We start from the raw sequence: 21,823 nt of genomic DNA, 5'->3' as shown, positions 1-21,823 counted from the left end.
TAAGCCTTTGTTCAGCTTTTATGTTTTCTTCCTGCGATAGCAACGATGATAGCCCAAATCCTGTTGGAGATGATTCTTTTATTGTGTCGCTTGCCATTCAGGGGAGTGACAATACCTTTACCTACTATACTGTACCTTTTAGCGATATAATGAGCGGAACCCTTTCTGCCAAAGGTCAGGGTATAGAGCAGCCCGGTTACTACGACTTTACGCAAATAGATAATACTATTTATAGCCTCGGTGGCTTGGGTGCTGTAAATGTGGTCGGCATTTCGAAAAACGAAGCCGGTGAGTTAAAGCAAGTCGGTAACACATCGTTTACGAATAGCCTTTCCGACATTATTAAGGCAGATGACAACACCCTGGTAGCCGTTGAGCTGTCTTCGAATTCTGATATGGTGAAGTTCCATAAGATCAACGCCAATACTGTTACGGTAGCCAGCACAGTGCAGCACCCAGTTTCCGATTTAACCAACCTTAAAGTGCCGTCTTACGCTGGCATGAGCATCAGCGGAAATCAACTGTTTCTGAGCTATTATATCAGCGACCCGAACACGTATGTTACATCTCATACCGATAAGGCACAGATTGCTGTATATTCATATCCTAGTTTACAGTTCCAGAAGGTGATTGAAGATACGCGCACAGGTCCAATTGGTGGATTTAATACAAAGTCTGGTTTAATAAAAGATGAGCAAGGCAATGTATATGCCCTGTCGCACTCAAATCCAGCTAACGGTTACAGCCAGACAACAAAACCAGCTGGCATAACGCGCATCAAAAACGGCCAGACAGAATTCGACCAAACTTATTTCTTTGATGTGGCTGAAGCTACGAGCGGTAAAACTATTTCACATCTGAAGTATCTAGGCAACGGAAAAGCCTTTGCAGAAATCAATACTGTTGGAAGAAGCCAGCAGGCCGCATGGTCTGACGGGCCGCTGAAATCAGCTATAGTTGATCTAAACAACAAGAAAATAACATACATAAATGGTTTACCTGAGCACAGTGGCAATGGCCGAAGACTAGCCGCACTGCAAGACGGGAAGTATGTATACATGAGTATAGCAGAGGGCAGCAGCATTTATGTTTACAAAATAGATACTGAAAATTACACAGCTACAAAAGGAGCAGAAGTACAGGCAAACTTTGTGGCAGGTATTTCTAAACTATAGCATACAAGCTCCGCTAAAGTATAGCCGGGGCTGGTATTTTCTCTTTTAAATTCCCTTCAGAGTAAGATGAAAGGCAAAAAGAACAGTAGCAAAAGTACGTTAAGGCGATTGAATGATTGGCTACATCTCTGGCTGGGCCTAACATCGGGTGTAGTAGTGTTTATCGTCAGCATTACAGGGTGTATCTATGTTTTTCAGCAAGACATAAAAGATGCCCTGGAGCCGTGGCGGTTTGTAGAAGCCCAGAATAAACCTTTTGTGCCGCCTAGCCAATTGCTGGATACGGCGCAGGCATATATGCCTGGCAAGAAGCCAACCGGCCTTACCTACAGTAATAAAGAAGGCGCCGCCGCAGTAGGATATATGGGTACAGGAAATGGTGAAGCAGATTTTACAGCCATCTTCCTAAATCCTTACACAGGGGAGTTCTTAAAGAAGCAAACAGATGGAGCAGAACATTTCGATTTCTTTCATTTTATCATAGACGGACACCGTGCCCTTTGGCTCCCTTACGAGATCGGTCGTCCTATAGTGGGGATAGCCACGCTTATCTTTTTGGTGCTACTAGTAACCGGGCTGGTTATGTGGTGGCCTAAGAAGTGGAACAAATCAAGTCTTGATAAAAGCTTTAAGATTAAGTGGAACGGCAGCTTTAAGCGAGTAAATTACGACTTGCATAATGTGGTAGGTTTTTACAGTTTGGTACTGGCCTTTGTGCTGGCAGTTACTGGTTTGGTTTGGAGTTTTGAGTGGTTCGGGAATGGCTTGTACTACATTACTTCAGGCGGCGAGTCTAAACCCGGGCACCACCATCCGCATTCTGATGTTTCGAAAGCAGGTATACTTGCTAGTGATACCGTTTCGATGTTAGACAAAGCCTGGTACAAAACGATAGCCGTGGAGCCAGATGCGCAAGGATGGTACATGACGCCGATATTGGAAGACGAGGAAGATGCAATTGAGCTTACAGCTTACCAAAACTTTGGCTCCTGGTATAACCGTAACGAGTATTATTACGACCAGCACACCCTGGAGCTTTACCGTGTACAGGGCGACAGGTTTTCGGAGGCTAGCTTTGCTGATCAGTTAACGATGCTTAATTATGATATTCATGTTGGTATCATCTTAGGGATGCCCGGTAAAATCCTTGCTTTCTTTATTAGCCTTATCTGCGCCAGTTTGCCCGTTACAGGTTTTTTAGTGTGGTGGAACAAAAAGAAAAAGCAGAAAAAGCAAACTGGTACTCTTAAAGTGAATAGAAACAAAGTAAAGGCTACAAAAGCATAATTGGTATAGCACTTTTGCCAATGAAGCAAAAAAATATTTAATCAGTAAAATAAAAAGGGTCACCTGCATGTGCAGGTGACCCTTTTTGGTATAAAAGTAAATATTTGTTAATGCGCTACCTTCTTAGGAGAACCCTTGAACAAACTACGAACAAGTGTTACTAGCTTCGCAATTACAGCACCCAACAACACACCGCCCAATGCCAGTATAACTACCTTAGCCAACCAGGCAAGAACAGGAACATCAGATAGGGCATGCTCTAAATTCTCCAGTGGGTGGTGTAAAAATGGCAAACCGTGCGCTATGATCTCAGCCCCTACCCACAACATGGCTGCAGTGCCTACATACCCAAGTATAACCAGGAATTTTGGCATAGATTTTACGATTCCGCGCCCAATCTTTTGAGTTGTCGGGTGAAATTTATCTTGTGCCATGTGTAACCCAATGTCGTCGGCTTTCACGATTAGCCCAACAAAACCATACACAGCTATAGTAATAAAGACTGCTACAGTTAAGAGCACCACAATCTGAGTGACCAGCGGACTTTCAGCCACGGTGGCATAGGCAATGGCCATGATCTCTGCGGAAAGTATAAAATCTGTACGCACAGCACTACCAACCCGCTCTTTCTCAAGCTCCTGCGGGGTAATTACTTTCATTTCCTCGGTTGGCTCATCCGTAGGTTCGTGAGCGCTTTTGCTAAACATGGAATGGACTTTTTCATAGCCCTCAAAGCATAAAAAGGCCCCGCCTACCATCAGCAGGTATGGTATAATTACTGGTGCGAAATATCCGAGCAGCAAGGCAGCAGGCCCTAAAAATATAGCCTTATTTATAAGTGACTTTTTAGCTATCTGCAAGATGATAGAAAGCTCGCGCTTCGGATCAAGCCCTACTACATACTTGGGGGTTACAGCAGTATCATCGATCACAATACCCGAAACTTTACCCGTTGTTTTCGCTACCTGCGTCGGAACGTCGTCCAAACTTGCTGCACTAACTTTCACCAGCGCCGCCACATCATCCAAAAGTGCGAGAAGACCTGTCGCCATTATTCGTTTTTTAGTTTAAAGTATAACTGAATTTGTGCTGCCCACCCTATACGGATTAATGATAAGGGCAGTCTGTTCAGTTTGTAATTTAAAGGAAAGAAGTGAGATGGCAATCAATGTATATAATAGCCTATGAAAATATAGGTGTTTTATATGTTAAGTGGGGTACAGCTGTTTTACAAGGCTATACTTTTTTAAGTGGATAAATGAGTAGGCACTATAGAAGGTGTGTGCAATTACATACATGGTCATCCTAATCCAAACCGCTCAAGAAGCGCTTGCTTGTGGTTCTTGCTTACTTTAAGCTCTGTGTTGTTCTGCAGCTTCATAATCAAACCGCCGTTGAAGTGGTTCTCCAGTTCAGTTACCTTTTGCAGATTCACCAGCGACGATTTATGAATTCTGCAAAACTGCTTTTCTGCCAGCAGCTGCTCCAGGTTTTTAATGCTGTCCCGGATAAGAATGCGCTGTGATTTATAGTGGATGTTTACATAATAGTCTTCCGCCTCGAAGTACCAGATGTCGTTTAGGTCCAGGAGAAGGATCTTACCGTTGGCTTTTATACTTAGCTTGTTCAGCGCATTAATGGAGGTAACCGGACTAATTAGTTTCTCTTCTTTCTGGGTTGTCTGTTCCTGCAGCAATTGCCTGATCTTTTCGCTTAAGTCTCCCTGGTTCTTTTGCTCTACTACACTTTTGCACTTGGCAAGGCAGTTGCGGAAGCGATCGTTCGTGAATGGCTTTAGCAGGTAGTCTATCGCGTGGTGCTCAAAAGCGGCAATGGCATATTGATCGTAAGCGGTTACAAAAGCTACGGCGGGTGGAGCAACAGAGAGTGACCGGAGCAGTTCAAACCCGTTTACCTCCGGCATCTGGATATCCAGGAAAAGTATATCGGGAGTCGTGTGCTGCATCAGGTCTATCGCTTCTAAAGCGTTTGCGCAGATGCCGATCACCTCTACCTCAGCATCTGCTTGTAGTAGTGCAGCCAAACCTTCGCGAGCGGCCGGCTCATCGTCAACAACTATGGTTTTATACTTGCTCATAGGCTATATTTATACTTGCCAACACCAAACCGTTTTGCTGCTCTAAGGCAAAATGTGCTTTATCGCCGTAATGCAGTTTTAAGCGTTCCTGCACATTCTTTAATCCAATGCCATTTCCGTTATACCCCGTGGTTTCTAATTTACCTGTATTTTTAATACTGATGATTAAATCATTTTCCAGCTGATGGCTTTCAATTTTAAGAATAGGAGAGGAGTCTATGGAGTTCATCAGGCCATGTTTAAAAGCGTTCTCCAGCAGGGGTTGTAAAATCATACTTGGTACCAGTATCTTTTCGGTTTCCGGCTGCACGTCAAATTCAACTTTTAATCTGTCTTTAAAACGCACCAGTTCAATGTCGAGGTAGTGGCGGCAATACTCCAGTTCTGTGCGCAGTGGAATTAGTTGCTTTTCGTTTTTATAAAGACTGATGCGCAGCAGCTCGGCCAGTTTTGCCAACATGTCGGTTGCTTCTTCGTTTTTGTTAGCCCGCACCAGCATCGAAATGGTATTAAATGTGTTGAAGATAAAGTGGGGGTTTAGCTGCATGCGCAGCATCTGCAATTGGGTTTGTACCAGTTGCGACTGCAGTTCGGCATTAAGTTTGGCTTGCCTTTGGTTTGCCTGAAGATTTTCCCAGCCAAGCCAGGCTATAAAGATGATGATTGTCGTAAGCCAGCTGATAAAGAACAGCTTGGAGAAATGGATAAATCCACCATCCCAGTAGCGGTTTGCCTCAAATGTGGTGTCAAAAGATATGATGGATGCCAGCAAACCGTAGCTTATCACACTTACAAAAGCATGAATGGCGGCGGCAGCTATAGTTAATAAAATGTATTTAACCCACTTATTGGGTACTACGGTTCTGCTTAGCAATTGCAGGTAAGGTACCGTTACAATACCCCAGACAATGTGAACAGCAATTTTATAGCTGCTATGCTGATACCATAGAACGGGAGTTGACACATGCATGTCCAGAAGAGTAGTGTACAAAACATAAAGAATTCCTACAAAAAGCCAGAATAGCAGGCTGGAAGGCCATTTATACTTATGTAAGATATCGCTATTAAGTGGCATTTTCCATGGGTTATTATTTAATATAAATTTATCAGAAAGTTTTTGAATGGCTATTGGTTGGGCAAATTTTGTTAAAGCGCTTGGCTTGGTCATACAAGTAGTATACTGATAACTGATAAATGCTTATTGTTAACTGTAACTACTAATTAGACTGGCCAGCTCTGCGTCTTTCCTCTTCCGAAACGGAGCTTCTTCGGCGTAGCGGTTTCAGGTCTTTGTTGCCGAAGTTGTAGGTAAAGTTCAGGCGCACCTGGCGACTATCCCAGCGGCTATCCATTTCCATGTTCATGTTCGCGAAGTTTATAGTATTGCTCATCCTGCTGGTTTTAAAGATATCCGTTATACTTAACCGGACGCTGCCACGCTGCTGTAAAATCTGTTTTTGTATGCCCAGGTTCACGTTGTAATTAGATCTTATATAGTAGGCTCCCAGCACGGTAGGAGACTGGTAGAGGGCGCTCAGTTCCATCGATAAATCATTCGGTAGTTTAAAGGAGTTGCTGGAGTTTACAGTGCCGCTCAACTGCCCGATATCAAGTTTCTCACCCAAGAAAACAGTATTGAACTTGTTATAGAACACGCTTACGTTGTTGCTGCTCAACCACCAGTTTGTTACTATAATCGGGGCTATCAGGCTCAGATTATAGTTTTTAAAGTCCTTGAAATTTTCTTTAGAGGCATATCCTATTCCTGTTTCATCATCCTGGTGGGTAATATTTGTGAAGAAGTCTTTTGTATGGCTGTAGCCCAGGGTTAAAGTATAGCGGTTGTTATAGTTGCCCGACAACTGTATGGTATTGGTAAACTGCGGTTGCAAGTATGGGTTGCCCTGCACATACGTATAAGGGTCCATAAAGAAGATGAACGGGAACAGGTCGCGGTACACCGGGCGATCCACCCGGCGGCTATACGATAAGCCAATAGTATACTTGTCGCTTAGTTGCTGCCTTACCGAAATGCTCGGGAAAAACTCCAGGTAGTCTTTTTTGTCTGTGGCCTTCGCTCTTTCAGATTCTCCTTCGGCCAAGGTATGCTCGGCGCGTAAGCCTGCCTGTAGGCTGAACTTGTTGATTTGTTTTGAAAAGTTTACGTATGCTGCACTGATGTTTTCTGTATAAAGGAAATCGTTTGTCCTGGTCTCGTCGGTTTTCCAAATGTTATCGTGCAGTTCTTCATACAGAATATCGGTTTTGGTTTTTACATGGCTCACTTTTACACCGGTTTCCAGTTGTATGCCCTGGCCGAGTGGCAATGCATAATCGCTCTTAAACACAAGTATAGAAATATCGGCAGGTACATCGCTTCTCAGGGTCTGGCTGTAAGTTGGTTTGGCCGGGTTCGTGAAAGTATAATCCGTGGTAATGTTATCGTTCTGCTGAAAATCGAAACTTGAGTAATCTATATCGGCAGAAAATTCATGACCCTTTTGTGCAAAACTGTGCTTGTAGTTAGCGTTTAGCGTGTAGTTAAACCATTTCGTGTCGATGTGATTTTTCAGTTGCAAAGCGGAGTCTGGCGCGGCAGTCGGGTTACTTCTGAAGTAAGTTGAGTTTCTGGGATCTACTTCCATCATGTAGTTGTTGCCATTGAAAAGTATGCCTAACTGATCATTTTTGCTTAAAGTAAAGTCTGCCCCGGCCTGGTAAGTGTGGCTATGCGAAAAAGCAGGTCTGTGGTTAAACTGATCGAAATATGTTGTCTGGCCTTCGTGCGTTACGGATCTTTTCAGGCTAAATTTATTAAAGCGTTTGTTGTACAGGTAGTTGTAGTTGCCAAAGAGGTTAAAGTTATCGCCACGAGTATTTAAGTTTATGCCTGCATTGGCTTTGCCATACTTTCCGTAGCCTGTGCCAGCCGTTATACTTCCGTTGGTGCCGTCGGCAAGTCCCTTTTTAAGCCTGATGTTGATGATACCTGCATTGCCGGCTGCATCATACTTTGCAGAAGCATGCGTGATTAGCTCCACTTTTTCCATAGTGTTGGCACTCATGCTACGGAGCAGGTTTGCCACCTCGGCTGCGGGTAAATTTGTCTGTTTCCCGTTAATGGTTACCAATACGCCTGTTCTCCCGTTCAGGGTAATGCCGCCATCCTGATCTATACTTACACCCGGGAGCTTCTCTAGTACCTCCAGTCCGTTGCCTCCGCTTGCCGTTATACTTTGGGCTACATCCAGTACCAGTTTGTCGTCCTGTACTTCCAGCAATGGCTTTTGCCCCTGCACCGTTACCTCTGCCAACTGGTTTACAGTTGGTGTAAGCATGATAGGATCAACAGTAACTGACTGTCCTGTTATCGTTATACTCTGGCTGAATGCCTGCTGATACCCCAGTTGCTTCACAGTGATCATGTAAGTGCCCGCCTTAACGGAGGGGAAATGGAATTTGCCAGTCTCGTCTGCCAAGGTATTTCCAACGGCAGTAGAATCCTTAGCCTGCAAAAGTATAACATTCGCATACTCTATGGCCTTGCCCTCTGTGCTTACCACGCTTCCATGTATGGCAGGTGTTTGTTGTGCCTGCACCTGCACTAACTGCAGCAGCACAAGCAGGATGGTAAAAGTTACTCTTCTTTTCATAGTCTATCAGCTTTAGATTTTTTTGAGTTGGGTTGTAGCAAAACCTAAGCAAAGGTGCCCTGCCGGAAGCCGTAAGACAATGGAAATGATGTGAGACGCCAGATAATTGCTATGCGTGTACTGAATGATGCAGTGTAGGGGAATGGCTGATATGGCTCTTAGAAGTCTGGAACTGCTCTGAGTCTATCTCTGCGCTCTATACTGACTTCTGCCGCCGTTGTTGGTGGTGTTTCTTTGCACTTGCTGCTGTTTTATGCTTTACCAGCTGCGACGACGAAACCGAAGTAGTTAAAAGCAACTATACTTTAGATAAGGAAAACTCTGTTGTGGTATGGAAAGGGTATAGCCCAGATCTTTTTCACGATGGCTCTTTTTCAGTTACCAGCCAAGGTATAGAAGTTGAAAATGGCAAAGTATCAGGTGGCACTTTTACCATTCCAATCGCATCCATCGAAAACTTTGACTTACCAACATTAGTAAGCCTGTTTTACTGAATCACCTAAAAAGCCCAGACTTCTTTAACATTACACCAAATGCCACTTTTAAAATTACGGAGGTAAAACCACTTGCTGCACCAACTGCAGGAGCCATAAAAGGAGCAAATTTTACAGTAAAAGGTGATTTTACGATGTTAGGGCAGACGCATGCCATTACATTTCCGGCAAAAGTTATACTTACTAAAGACAAAGCAGCCATTGAAGATACATTTAAGTTAGACAGAACTAAATGGGAATGATTTATGCTGCTGATCCTGCACTTGGCGAGCGCCATGTTCTGCCTGAAGTTTATGTCCGTTTGGACCTAACAGGACATCAATTATAAAATAATCCATTTAAACAGTAAGCCTTGCAAGCAGATTACTTGCAAGGCTTACTGTTTTTTTAAGCTTTAAAAGCTTCAGTAATTTACTAATATGGCTGGTAAATTACTGAAGCAAATTAACTCACATATAAAGGTGTTATACATCAGGCTAATCCTGATGCTGCATTAGTTGTTCTGCTTGGCCGCAGCCTCTTTTATAACAGCATCCAACTGCTGGCTGCTTTCTATTATCATTTCGCAGATATTTCGAAGGTTCTGGTCCAACTCCATCCGCTCCAATATTTTAGCAAGTCCCATAATATTTGCTAAAGGTCTTCTCAGCACGTGAGACTGATAAAAGGCGATCTCCTTTAAAAGAGATTGCGCATCCTTCAGCTGCTCGTGATAAACAGTATAATCAGTAATGTCGTAGCCCAGGCAGAACATACCCGCAGGGTTTCCGTGCACATCTAACAAGGCTTTATATTCCCACTGCGTAATTAGATAGCCGCCTTTGCCATCGTGTTTGCGAATGGTAGCCGGAAAAGTACTATCTGGGTTAGTGAAACATTTGACAGCAACTTCTTCGCATACTTTAGTATCATCCGGGTGCATAGTCATTTCATACGGCTGCCCCAAAATAGTACCATAAATGTGCTTAAAAGCTTTGTTATAGCAGTTGTTTACATAGGTATACTTCCCCTCCATATTTGTGGTAATAATATAGTAGAAGGTAGAGTCCTCCAGCAGCCTTTTCGTTTCTTCAAAACTGGTCATTCAACAAAAATAGAAGAACTTGATATTATTTATAGTTTAGACACAGATTATTTAGTCAAACAGTTTCCAAAACTAACTTTCTGTTTTAGCTATGAGCTCTAAGTTTATGATTTTTCTAGCGAAAGCAAATTTGTATGTGAACTAAGCTTAGTTATTCTAAAGTGTAATCTGTAGCACCGTGTCCATGTAAGCTTTAATTTAATAAAATTCGCCAAGATACAGGGTGTACTTTTATCTAATTCGCCTATCTCTATCCATCATTCCACATAGCTTAAAGCCCTCAGAACGTTAGCAGACGCTTCAAATAAAAAAGCACTATATATAATTTTTGTAAAAAGTTGTAGGAAAGTATTTGGTTCTCCTTTAAGTTTGCAGCACTAATTAGAATTAGTCTAAATAAATTTAATCTTCTATGGGAAGGTGGATCATCACGGTACTTATTACAGTAAGTTTTTTTTCGATAACAGAGTGTTTTTCTCAGTCGGGTAAAATAGCAGGCACCTTAACATTTGTAGATGGCACGCCTGTTTCATTTGCCAATATTTTTATTCCAGCTATCCAGAAACATGCCCTGTCAACGGAAGAGGGTAGATACGAAATAACCGGTGTTCCTTATGGCACACATCAGGTAGAGATCAGCAGTATCGAAATCGAAAAAGGCAGATATACGGTTAAGCTAGCTGGTGCCGCTGTGACTGAAAACTTTATTTTAAAGCGAGCAAATGCAAGTTTGCTTAAAGAAGTAGTGGTTGAGGGCAAAACAGAAAAGAGAGAAATAGAAACCAGTGGCTTTGCCGTGAATGTGATCGAAACAAAAGCGGCGGCATTACAATCTGTGCAGACCAACGATCTGCTGAACAGGACAGCGGGTGTGAGAGTACGGCAAAACGGTGGTTTAGGCTCTGCTGTAAACTACAACCTTAATGGTATGTCTGGTAACTCTGTGCGAATTTTTATAGACGGCCTGCCTATATCCACTTACGGATCCTCTTTCAGCTTAAACAGTATTCCGCCTGCGCTGATAGAACGCATAGAAGTATACAAGGGAGTGCTTCCTGCACACCTGGCTGATGATGCTTTGGGTGGCGCTATTAACGTGGTGCTGAAAAAGGACTTGGGCAATAGCCTTACAGCATCAGTCTCATATGGCTCTTTCAACACGTTTCAGTCTAACCTGAGCGGAATGTACCGCAACGACCGCACAGGCTTTACAATTAAGGCTTCCGGCTTTCACAACTATTCCGACAACGACTATGAAGTATGGGGAAAGTTTGTTAGAAACATACTTCCAAACGGACGATACGATTATGTGCGAGCCAAGCGGTTTAATGATGCCTATCAATCTACGGGGGCACGGCTTGAAGCAGGCTTCACGAATGTAAAGTGGGCAGACCAGTTTTTTATAAGCTATAACGGCTCTGAAGACTATAATGAAATACAGCATGGAACCTACATGTCGATTCCTTATAAGGGCAGGTTTGTTGAATCGCAGGCTCATGTGTTCGGCCTAACCTACCGAAAAACTGACTTTTTGGTGCGTGGTTTGGAAGCAACCTTTAACGGGATGCACAGCAACAGAAGCGAGGTGGTTAACGACACGGTGAAGTGGAACTACAACTGGTACGGTGAGCGAAGTGTGGGACTGAACGGCGATCCTATTCTAAGGCCACAAGGAGCGCAGCAGGGTGCACCTACCATCAACCACATCGATAGAAACGTGACTACCTTTAGGGCTGGCCTAAACTATACTTTTAATAACAACCATAAGGTCGTATTCAGCCATTCTTTCTTTAATATAGACAGAACAGAGCAGGACGAAATGCGCAGCGCCGTAGAGCGTGAGTTCATAGGTACCCGCGATCTGCAAAAGAACATATCGTCGCTGGCTTACGAGGTGAACGTATTTAACACTCGCTTAAAAGGAAACCTATTTGGTAAATATTACCAGCAAAAGATAGACAGGATGGACCCTGTACTGGTGATGGTGGACGACCAGCCTGTGCGTAAAGAGGATCGTGTATCTAGTACCAGAAACACGGCAGGATATGGAGCGGCCTTATCGTTTACCGCTATACCTAAACTAGTTATACTTGCTTCGGCAGAGCAGGCAGTCAGAATGCCATCTGAGAATGAAATATTCGGAAGCCCTGGAGACAACATCATAGAAAACCTCGGCATTAATCCAGAAATCAGCAATAACCTTAACCTGGGCTTTCAGGCAGGAGCCTTTAGCGTGAGGCAACACGACTTCTCGTTTTCAGGGACAGCTTTTGTACGTGCTGCAAAAGACAAAATCGTGCAAAGGATAAACCCAAAAATAAACGACGCAGTCCAGACCAACCCCTACGAAAACTTAGGACGAACGAAGTCTATCGGCTTTGAGTCTGAGCTAAATTATACTTATAAAAAAGTACTGCATGTGATGGTCAACGCATCGAGATTCAACACAGTATTCGATTCAAAGTATGACGCCAATGGTAATGTGTTTGGCAATTACAACCAGCAGCTGCCCAACGAGCCATTCTTTACCATTAACAGTGCGCTCCAATACACGCTCCGCGATATAGGGTTGAAGAACTCTTTGCTAAACCTGTCTTACAACTTTGGTTTTGTAGACCGCTTTTACACCACCTGGTTAGAAATCGAGGCCTTCAGAACACCGCAGCAATTTGTACATGATTTAGGAGTGAACTATACTTTCCCTAACAGAAAAGTAGTGGTTAGCGCTGATGTCAGGAACATTTTTGACAAGCAGGTTTACGACAATTTTGCTGTACAAAAACCCGGAAGAGCCTGTTATCTAAAGTTGAATTACACACTTAACTCTTTTTAAACATAAAAATAAATATTCATGAAAAGAAGATTCTGGAACCTGTTGCTAAATGTTTCCATAGCGTCAGCTTTTGCACTGTCTAGCTGTAGTGATGATAACGGAGTAGAGCCAATAGAAACACCGTTGGATGCTGAACGATGGGTAACTGTAGCAGGTGCAAAGATGGGTGAGAATCCTGGAGACGGTAATGGTGGCACTATGATTTATGCTCTGAGTTACGAAGATATTATCAACCCGGAAAAATCAATTGATGTATTCGAGAAAGGCACTCCGGTAAAATCTAACCGTACGGCGCGTTTGCAGGTTTCTGAGGATGGCAACACGATGTTTAACATAGCATATGCAGGAGAGAATGGAGGAGAATTCTCAAGATTTGCGGTAAAGGGTGGTGCCAATTTTGTGGAGGAAGACGTTACAGTGAGCATCGCTCAATATGCTGGAACTGCTCCAAGATGGGCAAAATTATACGACGGAGATAAGACAGGCATTGCCGTTAACATTGCCAACATTGCCGCAAACAATGCCACTTCAGGAGGACCGTTTGAATACTACCGTGGCACTGCAACAGTATTGGCGCTGGACCTGAAAAGTGTTCTTATTTCTAAATATAAGCAGTATCAGATTCAGCTTTCAAAAGAAGAAGAGGCAGCTGGTCATACTATCTTCCGTTTGGATGCTCCGGTATTGAATAAAGCTGGCAACAAACTGATTATTGGCACCTGGATGCGCAAGTATAATACTGCTACTGGCAAAACAGAAGCTGAATGGGAAAGATTAGGTACTAAATCGGTAGTGGTAGATTATCCATCTCTGGAGAACCCTAAAGTGATTACCTCTACGGTTTCTAACGGCGATTGCGCAGGTTACCGCAGCAATGTTAACTTCCTGGCAGAAGATGGAAGCATTTACCAGGCCACTCAAAGAGATTCAAAAGGATCGCACATACTTAAAATAACCTCTAATAACGAGTATGATAACTCCTATGTATTTAGCCTTGATCAGGCACTTGGCGTGCAAGGTGTATACGTTCAATCCTGGCGTTATGTAAGCAAAGGTATCGGGTACATTATATACCAATATGGTGCGTCTGACCAAAGCTATGTAGCACGCGTGGATCTTAACAACAAAACAGCTCAACGCGTTGAAGAGATACCTAATGATGCTAGCCTCGACCTGTTCCAGTATCAGGGATTCTTGGTTAGCGGTGAGAATCTGTTGATAGCAGCTACTCCTATTGGTAAAGATGGCAACATCTATGTTCTGAATAGCAGAACAGGTGAAGTAACTAAAGGTGCCAAATTAGTTAATAAGCCAGGTAACCACTACATTGGTGTTTTCTAGGACCAACAGAATTTAGTTTTAAAAATTCTAAGTTCACAAAGCCTGGCCCGCAGCAAGTTTATTGCTGCGGGCCAGGCTTTTTTGTTTACTGGCAATTCTTGCAAACCCTCTATAGAATAAAGTATAGGCAATAAGTTTTACTTTATTAACCACTAAGTATGTCGCGAAGAGCAAAGCTGAGTTTAAGTGTCAGGTCTGGAACTGCTCTAAGTCTATCTCTGCGCTTTATACTGATTTCTATACTGATTATGGCTTTTTAGAAGAGCTACAGAGGCTTAAGAAAGATGAGATAAAAGAAGTGCCGCTTGAGTTCTGTACGCTTTATCTAGTGCCTTTAGATAAGAATACTATAAGGTTCTATGACAGATTTGAGAACAAGAATAGAAAAACATTAGAAAGCTTAAATCAATAAGAAAATGCCAGTATCGAGAAATAGAAAAAAGAAAAACAATCAAAATAGTAACAGTAAACCTAAAGTTACTCAGCCTAAGTGCATCTATGAGTTATTTAGATTGTAGACAAATCTTTGTAGAAAATGTGGTAGGGCTAGAGGTGAATTTAACTTTGATGATCTGCCTGAAGAACAGCAGCTACATTGGCAGAAGTCGGGAATAATTAAGCAAGTAGAGCTTTTTCTTTACTGCCCAAGTTGTAACGAGTATTTAGCAATATTAGAGGTAGAAGAATTATAAATAGGAACCGAGTATAGACTGGTTTTTTATTTCACTTGATTAAGGTGTTTATAGTTTATATTAAATATATTAAATTAAAAATTATTAATAGTTCTAAGTTCAAAATACAAAGTAATTGCATGTTTAGAGAAATTAATAAGAGATTCAAAAATGCAATTTTGATGATTGCCAAAAGGACAGAAGAAAGTGTAGAGTTTCTTGGTACAGGTTTTATAGTATCTAGTTATGGTCATGTTTTAACATGCGCACATATTTTGAACCCAACTGATAAACTTGTTGCAATAGCGGCTAACGATAATGATAGTTTCTCTCCGATAACATTGGAAAGAGTGACTGCGCTTGATCTCACCTTGGTTCAACTGGATGGTATTCATGATGTAGCTTTATTGAAAATTAATAATTATCCGTTCTTACCTGTACCTAATGAAATTTTCGGGGATGCAACATCGGTAAATAGTGGGGCTCAAATTGCTATCTTAGGATTTCCGTTTGGTCAAAATAGATTACATTCTCTTTCGATAACACATGGTATAGTTAGTTCAAAAGTAATGGCTGCAGATGACTTAAAACTTTTCCAATTTGATTGCATGATACATGAGGGAAATAGTGGCAGCCCCCTTATTGAACTAAGAACTAATAAAATAATTGGAGTAGTGTCAAGTAGATTTAACCCTACTCCGAGCAATGTAAGGATGATGCTTGGCAATAGAATGATTGGGGTTGATACAAACATATCCTATGCAGCAATCATTGATTATGGGAAAGCTCTTCTTGAAAACGAAATAAAAAAATAGGGATGTTCAAATTTGATAATATTGAGATTGAAGCTTTTATAAAAGGAAGTATACCAACATACCAACAGGAAAAGTTGCTAATGTTGCTACAAAAAGATTATATCAAGATAGAGGATGTAGAGCTAAATGGAAAAGTTTTAACCGGTGAAGCTAATAACAATTTAATGTTCTTAAACACAGGTCCTTCAATCCAAAAAACAAGCTTTTGGGAGTGTGTAAAGAAAGAAGTTTACAACTTTATTTGTACAGAGTCTGAAACATATTCACATGAAAGGGGGTTGATCGGCAAAAATTTCAAAGAGCTAACAACTATAATTGCAACGGCTATAGGGACTAAGCTTTCACTAGGCACAGGAGTAATTATCGGTATTGTAACTAATATTCTGATTGGTGTTATTAAATTAAAGAAGAATGCTTGGTGTGAATATCAGAAAGAAAATATGAACAAATAGTTTAGCTCAAACTTCACAAGTATAGAATTGAAGTATGATCATGTGAAATAATCACTATATTCCGTCCCCTACACCGTCCCCCGAAAACGAGAAAGGCCTGTAAGCGCTTAACTTACAGGCCTTTATTTTTTTGTTAATTGTACCCTAGGCCGGACTTTAGTAGGTTCTTAACAACTACAAGTGGTTTATAATGTGTGTTTGCAGTGTATGTAGCGGCTTGTTTATAAAATGTTGTAGATGTTAACAAATTTTAACTGAAGTTCTGCCACCTATTCTGCCACCTAAGGTTTTATGAAATCTCATCTTGATTTTATATTTGAGCTAGTTGGAGATTGTGATATATTTGCCAATATTTTTACCCTTAGAGAGTTACAAGATACGCTCATAAGCTTACTATTGGATTTCTGCCATTCGTTATAATTGAGATAAGGAAGGCTTACAGGTTATTCTAATAGCTACCGCTAGTTAGCTATGTTGGAAGACCTGAATCTTAAGAATGAATTAACTCAGTAATGAATATAACCAAATTCTGGTCCGCTCCAGGAAGATTTTCTTTTGCCCAGGTTGCAGTATCTGGGATTCTGTTCAGCCTGTCGCTGGTTTTTGTAAACCACGTGATTTCATGGATAGCTCTGCTGCCTCTTTTTTTGATCCTTTCTAAAGCTGTTAACATTCGACAGGCGGTGCAAATAGGTCTACTTTTCGGCTGCGCATCCGCTGGTATTCTTAACTACTGGATGGTGCCGGCCATTCAGTACTACGCTCAAGGCAGCCTGTTTCTGGCCGTTGCGTGCTGGCTTTTGGCCGTTCTGCTGATCGCCTTGTGCTATGCCCTTCAGTTTGTACTTTTCGTGAAGCTAAGCTTCCGGTCCGATGGGTGGCCTGCTCTGGTACTAAGCGCTCTCCTTATGGCTGTCCTATGGGTGGGAGGGGAGTGGCTGCGCGCTCAAGCCTTCTCCGGGATGCCGTGGTTGAGCTATAGCTTCGGCGTCTCTCTCAGCAGTCAGCTGTACCTGGTGCAGCCTGCAGCCATCGGCAGCGTGTACATCCTGTCATTCTCTCTTGTTCTGTTCAATTACTCTTTAAGCCATGCTGTGCACAGCAGGAGCTGGAAGTGGGCTCTGGCACCGCTGCTGATTGTATTGGTGCATGCCGTGTCCGGTCTGCTGATGTACGGGATAATCTCTGACAAATTAAGTGGGGATGGACGAAAACATATAAATACTTCGCTTGTGCTGGCCTCCCAGTCTCCCGAGGCTGTATGGGATGAAAGGAACGGAAGTGCGCTGGTGCAAAACTTACTCTCCCTGAACAGGCAGGCTGTAACGTCTAGCCCTGAGCTGGTGCTGTGGTCTGAGACTGTTGTGCCATGGACCTACAGTCCGGACGACGATTTTCTGAGGGAGATCTCACGCGGCGTTGCCGGGAGAGGCGCACATTACCTGATGGGGATGAGTTCTCCTGTTAGTCACAACAGTAGTATGGTTTATAACTCTGCCTACCTCTTTAAACCTGACGGGCAAGTGGTCGGCCGCTACGATAAGACAGCGCTGCTCACGCTCGTGGAGCGGCCGCTCTTTGAGGAGAGCAGCGGCATTATACTCCCGTTCCTGGCCGGCGGCGGGCTGGCTGTGAGGGCCGGCAGCGTTGAGCAGCTGATGCAGACTCCTTGGGGCAAGGCAGGCCTGCTTTTGTGCAGCGAATCGGCGGTTCCGACCTTGACCAACAGCTATGGCAAACTAGGGGCCACATTCCTTATTAACTTGGGTAATGACGGATGGTTCTCCGATTACTTTATCACCAGGCAGCACTTCTATAACTGCAGGCTTCGGGCGGTAGAAACCAGAAAGGACATTGTTATCAACAACAACCGCGGCGTGTCGGGTGTGATCCACGGCACCGGCGACATTGGAGCCCGCTTCCAGTCTGATGAGGCCAGTATACAGCAGGTCTCGGTCTACCCTAACAGTGTCCCTGCAAACGATTTCCACCTGTTCCTGTATGCCCTGTTTCTGTTGGGTGCTGCTTTGGCTATTGGGAAGTGCTTCGAAAGGGCAGGTGCTAAGAGCGAGAGGCGTCCGAATGTCTCCTGAAACAGTAGGCTGTTCTAAAAAATACGGAGTAACCGAATCAGAAACTTAATTTTTCCAACCATAAACCAATTTAAAATGAAAAAACTTTTACTGTTTTTTTTCTTCAGCTGTCTGCTCTTTGATGCGGTAGCATCCCCCACGCTGACGCAAAGCAGCTGGCGCTGGCGAAACGACGATGGATCCGAAACCTCCGCCACCTGGAAAGGCAGCGAGAATCAGGAAATCAAAGTGAACTCGGCAGATGAAACACTCCGGCTGCGAATCAAACTAAATTCACAGGCCGACGCCAATCATCCCCAAGATAATTGGCCGGTTTCAATAAGTAACGCGATAAGTTATGCAACGAGTCCTGCTGGGCCGTTCACCAGGATACCGGTTACGAGCACTGCAGGAGAGCACTTTGTTCTGGCAGCGGGTGCCCATGTGCCCAGCGGTACAGCTACGACACGGCAGCTGGCCACATCTGCCGGGGAAAGCTTTAGAGCAGGTGAGGTCATTAACAGCTCCACAGCAGCAGGTATGCTAACATTTAACAATGAGACGATTGTGAAGGAGTTTGAGTGGGTTATCAAACCAACTTCGGCGGCTGTAGGTGGGAAATACTATTTCAGGCTGGATCAAGTCAATTACTCCGGCCCCTTGCCGTCCATTGACTATGCACCGATTACCATTAGCACAACTCAAACAAATGTAAGTTGTAACGGCGGCAGCAACGGCTCCGCTACCGTAACAGCCTCTGGCGGCACCGCGCCTTATACCTACAGCTGGTCCCCGGCAGGTGGTACGGAGGCTGAAGCCACAGGGCTGGCTGCAGGCACTTACACGGTTACCGTGACAGATATACAGAATCGTACTGCAACTGCCGAGGTGACCATTACAGAGCCAAGCGCCCTCAGCGCAGTTGCTTCCAAAACGGATGCAACTAAGCCCGGTGCAGCGGACGGAACGGCAAGTGTTACGGCGTCTGGTGGGGCAGGTGGTTACACCTACGACTGGGTTCCGGGCGCTCCCCAAGGCGACGGTACCCCGAGTATAACAGGTTTGACGGCCGGTACATACACGGTAACCATCACGGACGACAACGGATGTACTAAAACGGAGAGTGTAACAGTAGGGCAACCACAGGATACGCAAGCGCCAGTTCCGACGGTTGCTGAGCTGCCTGTGGCGAGGGGAGAGTGTGCGGTAACGCTAACAGCCCCAACTGCCACAGACGATTATGCCGGTACTGTGACAGGCACAACAAACGGCCCTCTGACCTACACCGTCCAAGGCACCTACACCGTTACCTGGACATATGACGACGGCAACGGCAATACCGCTACCCAAACGCAGCAAGTAGAGGTGAAAGACGTGACCAATCCGGTGTTTACTGCTGAGGCGCCGATCTCCAGAAACAGCGACACAGGTGCCTGCGGAGCTGTGGTTACGTTTACAGTTCCTGAGGCCACGGACAACTGCATAGCAACCGTCACGCAGACAGCAGGTCTTGCCTCGGGCTCCTTCTTTCCAGTGGGAACTACTGTCAATACCTTTACAGCCACGGATGCAGCTGGGAACACCGCTTCCATCAGCTTTAATGTGACTGTTACGGATAATGAGCTACCAACCGTAAATGCACGCAACTTTACTGTTAGGTTGAACGCAGACGGAGAGGCTACGATTACCCCTGAAGATATTGATAACGGCAGCTCTGATGCCTGCGGCATCAGGTCATTGGCGCTTAGCAAGACCACCTTTACCTGTGCCGATGCCGGTGACAAAATTGTTACGCTGACCGTAACCGATAACAACGGCAATATGGCTACCGCTACGGCTACCGTAACCGTGGAAAAAGCAACACAGGAAATTACGTTTGCCGAGCTCGCAGACGCTACCTACGGCAATGCGGCTATCACGCTGTCAGGCACAGCGACCTCAGGTGTTCCTGTAACCTATATCGTTGAGGGACCTGCCACGCTGAACGGAAACGTTCTAACCATCACCGGCGCAGGCCAGGTGACTGTGACAGCTGCCCAGGCCGGCAACGACTGCTTCGAAACTGCTGCCAACATAGTGCGCACCTTCACAGTTGCCAAGAAAGCGCTTGTGGTGGTAGCCGACAACAAATCCCGTATATATGGGGAGGAGAATCCGGCGCTTACCTTTACCATCACCGGATTTACAGGTAGCGAAACGGTTCAGGAACTGGACGCGGCTCCTGTCGCGACCACCACTGCCATAGCTGAGAGCAACGCTGGGGAGTACACTATTTTAGTGGCGGGCGGTAGTGACGACAACTACAGCTTTACTTACCAGTCAGGCATATTAACAGTTACCAAAGCCTCGGCTACAATAGAGCTCTCAAACCTGGAGCAGCCAGAGGACGGTCAGCCTAAAATTGTTACGGCCACTACCACGCCAGAGGGCTTGGGTGTGGTTATCACCTATGACGGGTCGACTACAGCGCCTGCGGCCAGAGGTAATTATGCTGTTGTGGCAACTATCAGTGATATTAATTACACTGGTACCGCTTCTGCCACACTCACGGTGCAGGCGCCGACAGGCATCGCTGATAAGGCGGATGAACTGAATAGCATTGTGCTTTACCCTAACCCGACCAAGGATGGTATGGTGTACCTGGAGCTTGATAACGTAAAGGCAGGAAATAGCATGTTAGTGGAGATATTCACAGCCAGCGGCCGACTGCTAAGCAGCCAGAAAGTAAGCACTACCGGAAAGCAGGAGCTAGATATGACTAAGCATACCTCCGGCCTATACATGGTGCGCATCACAGATGGCAATTCTATTCGCACGGTTAAAGTGCACAAGCAATAAGTAGAGTAGCTTACAAATTACAAAAAAGGCGCAGAAGTGATTCTGCGCCTTTTTTGTTTCTAGGTAGTTTGAAGTAAGATACCGCTTGGTAGATAATTTATTAATAAAGCAGCATGTAGCGGTGCACTATTCCAACACTAATATCTGAGTCCCAATCAGCCTTAGTTATTAGAAAAAGAGGCTGATAAATAGCTAAGTGGTGAATTTTAAAGCTGTAGCTTAATTAAAAGATTTTAGAAGGAGGAGAGTTGTGTGTGCAAAGAGGAGCTTTTACATTGATTTTTGCCACCATTCCTGCCACCTATAAACAACAAAGCCCATTGATTATCAATGGGTTTTGTTGTTGCTGTACCTTGGGCCGGAGTCGAACCGGCACGAGTGTAACCTCACAGGTGTTTGAGACCAGCGCGTCTACCAATTCCGCCACCAAGGCATTACTGAACTCCTGATCGAGTATCAGGAACGTGCTGCAAACTTAGATAAAGTTTCCTGAATACGCAACAGGTATTTTTTCTTCAGATAATATGTTTTTACCTCCAGCAAGGCCTCTTCTTTGGTAACTCCGTGTAACTCAGGATATCGCTGTAGCACCGGCAAAATGTCGGCATCCATGGTAGCCACTAAGCCGCTGCTTTTTTCTCCAATTTCGTGCAGTTTGGCAGCGTCAAAATCAAATTCCAGCTCCATCAGTTCTTCGTTCAGCTCCATCATTTCCATCAGGAAATCAGAAGGTAATTCATTTTTACCTTCCTCCAAAAGGCCATGCTCCTTTAGGATGTATTGCATGCGCAGGTCAGGGTCGGAGAGGGTACGGTAGGCGTTGGTGTTTTGGGTGCTTAGCTGTAGAATTTCGTCCTGCTTTTCCTGTGGTTCGTTGGCATAAAAGTCGGGGTGGTATTCGCGGCTTAGCTGGTAGTATTTAGCTTTCAGCACCTTCTCGTCAAGTGTAAAGCTTTCAGGTATATCGTAAAACTCAAAGTAGTTGCTCATGTATTTGTGCTCAAGTGTTC

Annotated in this window: 16 protein-coding genes and 1 tRNA gene; 10 read left to right on the top strand and 7 right to left on the bottom strand. The window is 44.2% G+C overall.

The window, feature by feature from the left end:
* The first annotated feature begins 20 nt into the window (after nt 1-20).
* Together WG943_RS15520 and WG943_RS15515 are read left to right on the top strand one after the other, a co-directional pair.
* The gene (locus tag WG943_RS15520; RefSeq protein WP_340410389.1) at nt 21-1,175 is read left to right on the top strand and encodes a DUF4374 domain-containing protein; all 1,155 of its coding nucleotides are present in this window, start codon (nt 21-23) and stop codon (nt 1,173-1,175) included.
* Nucleotides 1,176-1,283: 108 nt separating this feature from the next.
* A complete protein-coding gene (locus WG943_RS15515) occupies nt 1,284-2,462 on the top strand; it encodes a PepSY-associated TM helix domain-containing protein (protein WP_340410387.1) in 1,179 nt (392 codons plus the stop codon).
* Between the two features lie 107 nt (nt 2,463-2,569).
* Here the strand turns inward: WG943_RS15515 and WG943_RS15510 are convergent, their stop codons facing one another.
* The 4 genes from WG943_RS15510 to WG943_RS15495 form a co-directional block, all read right to left on the bottom strand.
* The gene (locus WG943_RS15510; RefSeq protein ID WP_340410385.1) at nt 2,570-3,514 is read right to left on the bottom strand and encodes a DUF808 domain-containing protein; all 945 of its coding nucleotides are present in this window, start codon (nt 3,512-3,514) and stop codon (nt 2,570-2,572) included.
* 248 nt (nt 3,515-3,762) lie between these two features.
* Nucleotides 3,763-4,560 (bottom strand): LytR/AlgR family response regulator transcription factor, encoded by a 798-nt coding sequence (locus WG943_RS15505; protein ID WP_340410384.1) that lies wholly within the window; start codon nt 4,558-4,560, stop codon nt 3,763-3,765.
* Nucleotides 4,547-5,728 carry a sensor histidine kinase gene (locus WG943_RS15500; protein WP_340410382.1) on the bottom strand — a complete coding sequence of 394 codons (1,182 nt, stop codon included), beginning with the start codon at nt 5,726-5,728 and terminating at the stop codon, nt 4,547-4,549. Before WG943_RS15500 ends, WG943_RS15505 begins: the two co-directional genes overlap by 14 nt.
* Before the next feature lie 49 nt (nt 5,729-5,777).
* Nucleotides 5,778-8,213 (bottom strand): outer membrane beta-barrel protein, encoded by a 2,436-nt coding sequence (locus WG943_RS15495; RefSeq protein ID WP_340410380.1) that lies wholly within the window; start codon nt 8,211-8,213, stop codon nt 5,778-5,780.
* 326 nt (nt 8,214-8,539) lie between these two features.
* Between WG943_RS15495 and WG943_RS15490 the strand changes: the two genes are divergently transcribed.
* Both WG943_RS15490 and WG943_RS15485 read left to right on the top strand, forming a co-directional pair.
* Nucleotides 8,540-8,707: a hypothetical protein gene (locus tag WG943_RS15490; protein ID WP_340410379.1), complete on the top strand. Its 168-nt coding sequence runs from the start codon at nt 8,540-8,542 to the stop codon at nt 8,705-8,707.
* Nucleotides 8,686-8,949 (top strand): YceI family protein, encoded by a 264-nt coding sequence (locus tag WG943_RS15485; protein WP_340410496.1) that lies wholly within the window; start codon nt 8,686-8,688, stop codon nt 8,947-8,949. The genes WG943_RS15490 and WG943_RS15485 overlap by 22 nt, the downstream gene beginning before the upstream one ends.
* 251 nt (nt 8,950-9,200) lie before the next feature.
* Here the strand turns inward: WG943_RS15485 and WG943_RS15480 are convergent, their stop codons facing one another.
* Entirely contained in the window at nt 9,201-9,791 is a 591-nt protein-coding gene (locus WG943_RS15480; RefSeq protein ID WP_340410378.1) for a histidine kinase dimerization/phospho-acceptor domain-containing protein, read from the bottom strand.
* Nucleotides 9,792-10,203: 412 nt separating this feature from the next.
* Here WG943_RS15480 and WG943_RS15475 point away from each other — a divergent pair, with 412 nt between their 5' ends.
* From WG943_RS15475 to WG943_RS15450, 6 genes are all read left to right on the top strand, one after another.
* Nucleotides 10,204-12,624, top strand: a complete 2,421-nt coding sequence (locus WG943_RS15475; RefSeq protein ID WP_340410377.1) for a TonB-dependent receptor — start codon at nt 10,204-10,206, stop codon at nt 12,622-12,624.
* 18 nt (nt 12,625-12,642) lie between these two features.
* Nucleotides 12,643-13,965, top strand: coding sequence for a hypothetical protein (locus WG943_RS15470; RefSeq protein ID WP_340410375.1), 1,323 nt, complete (start codon nt 12,643-12,645; stop codon nt 13,963-13,965).
* Between the two features lie 811 nt (nt 13,966-14,776).
* Nucleotides 14,777-15,451, top strand: coding sequence for a S1 family peptidase (locus WG943_RS15465; RefSeq protein WP_340410374.1), 675 nt, complete (start codon nt 14,777-14,779; stop codon nt 15,449-15,451).
* Between the two features lie 2 nt (nt 15,452-15,453).
* Complete coding sequence (locus WG943_RS15460; protein WP_340410372.1) at nt 15,454-15,903, top strand: hypothetical protein; 450 nt, start codon at nt 15,454-15,456, stop codon at nt 15,901-15,903.
* 512 nt (nt 15,904-16,415) lie between these two features.
* The gene (lnt, locus tag WG943_RS15455; RefSeq protein WP_340410370.1) at nt 16,416-17,996 is read left to right on the top strand and encodes an apolipoprotein N-acyltransferase; all 1,581 of its coding nucleotides are present in this window, start codon (nt 16,416-16,418) and stop codon (nt 17,994-17,996) included.
* Nucleotides 17,997-18,071: 75 nt separating this feature from the next.
* Nucleotides 18,072-20,813: an MBG domain-containing protein gene (locus tag WG943_RS15450; RefSeq protein WP_340410369.1), complete on the top strand. Its 2,742-nt coding sequence runs from the start codon at nt 18,072-18,074 to the stop codon at nt 20,811-20,813.
* Between the two features lie 349 nt (nt 20,814-21,162).
* Here WG943_RS15450 and WG943_RS15445 read toward each other — a convergent pair.
* A tRNA-Leu gene (locus WG943_RS15445) sits at nt 21,163-21,246 on the bottom strand.
* A gap of 23 nt (nt 21,247-21,269) precedes the next feature.
* Nucleotides 21,270-21,803 carry a Fe-S protein assembly co-chaperone HscB gene (gene hscB, locus WG943_RS15440; RefSeq protein WP_340410368.1) on the bottom strand — a complete coding sequence of 178 codons (534 nt, stop codon included), beginning with the start codon at nt 21,801-21,803 and terminating at the stop codon, nt 21,270-21,272.
* Nucleotides 21,804-21,823: the final 20 nt, after the last annotated feature.

The sequence above is a fragment of the Pontibacter sp. H249 genome, assembly GCF_037892465.1.
Classification (GTDB): Bacteria; Bacteroidota; Bacteroidia; order Cytophagales; family Hymenobacteraceae; genus Pontibacter.
The sequence above is the reverse complement of the archived record's forward strand: the minus strand, read 5'-3'. Positions and strand labels throughout refer to the sequence as shown.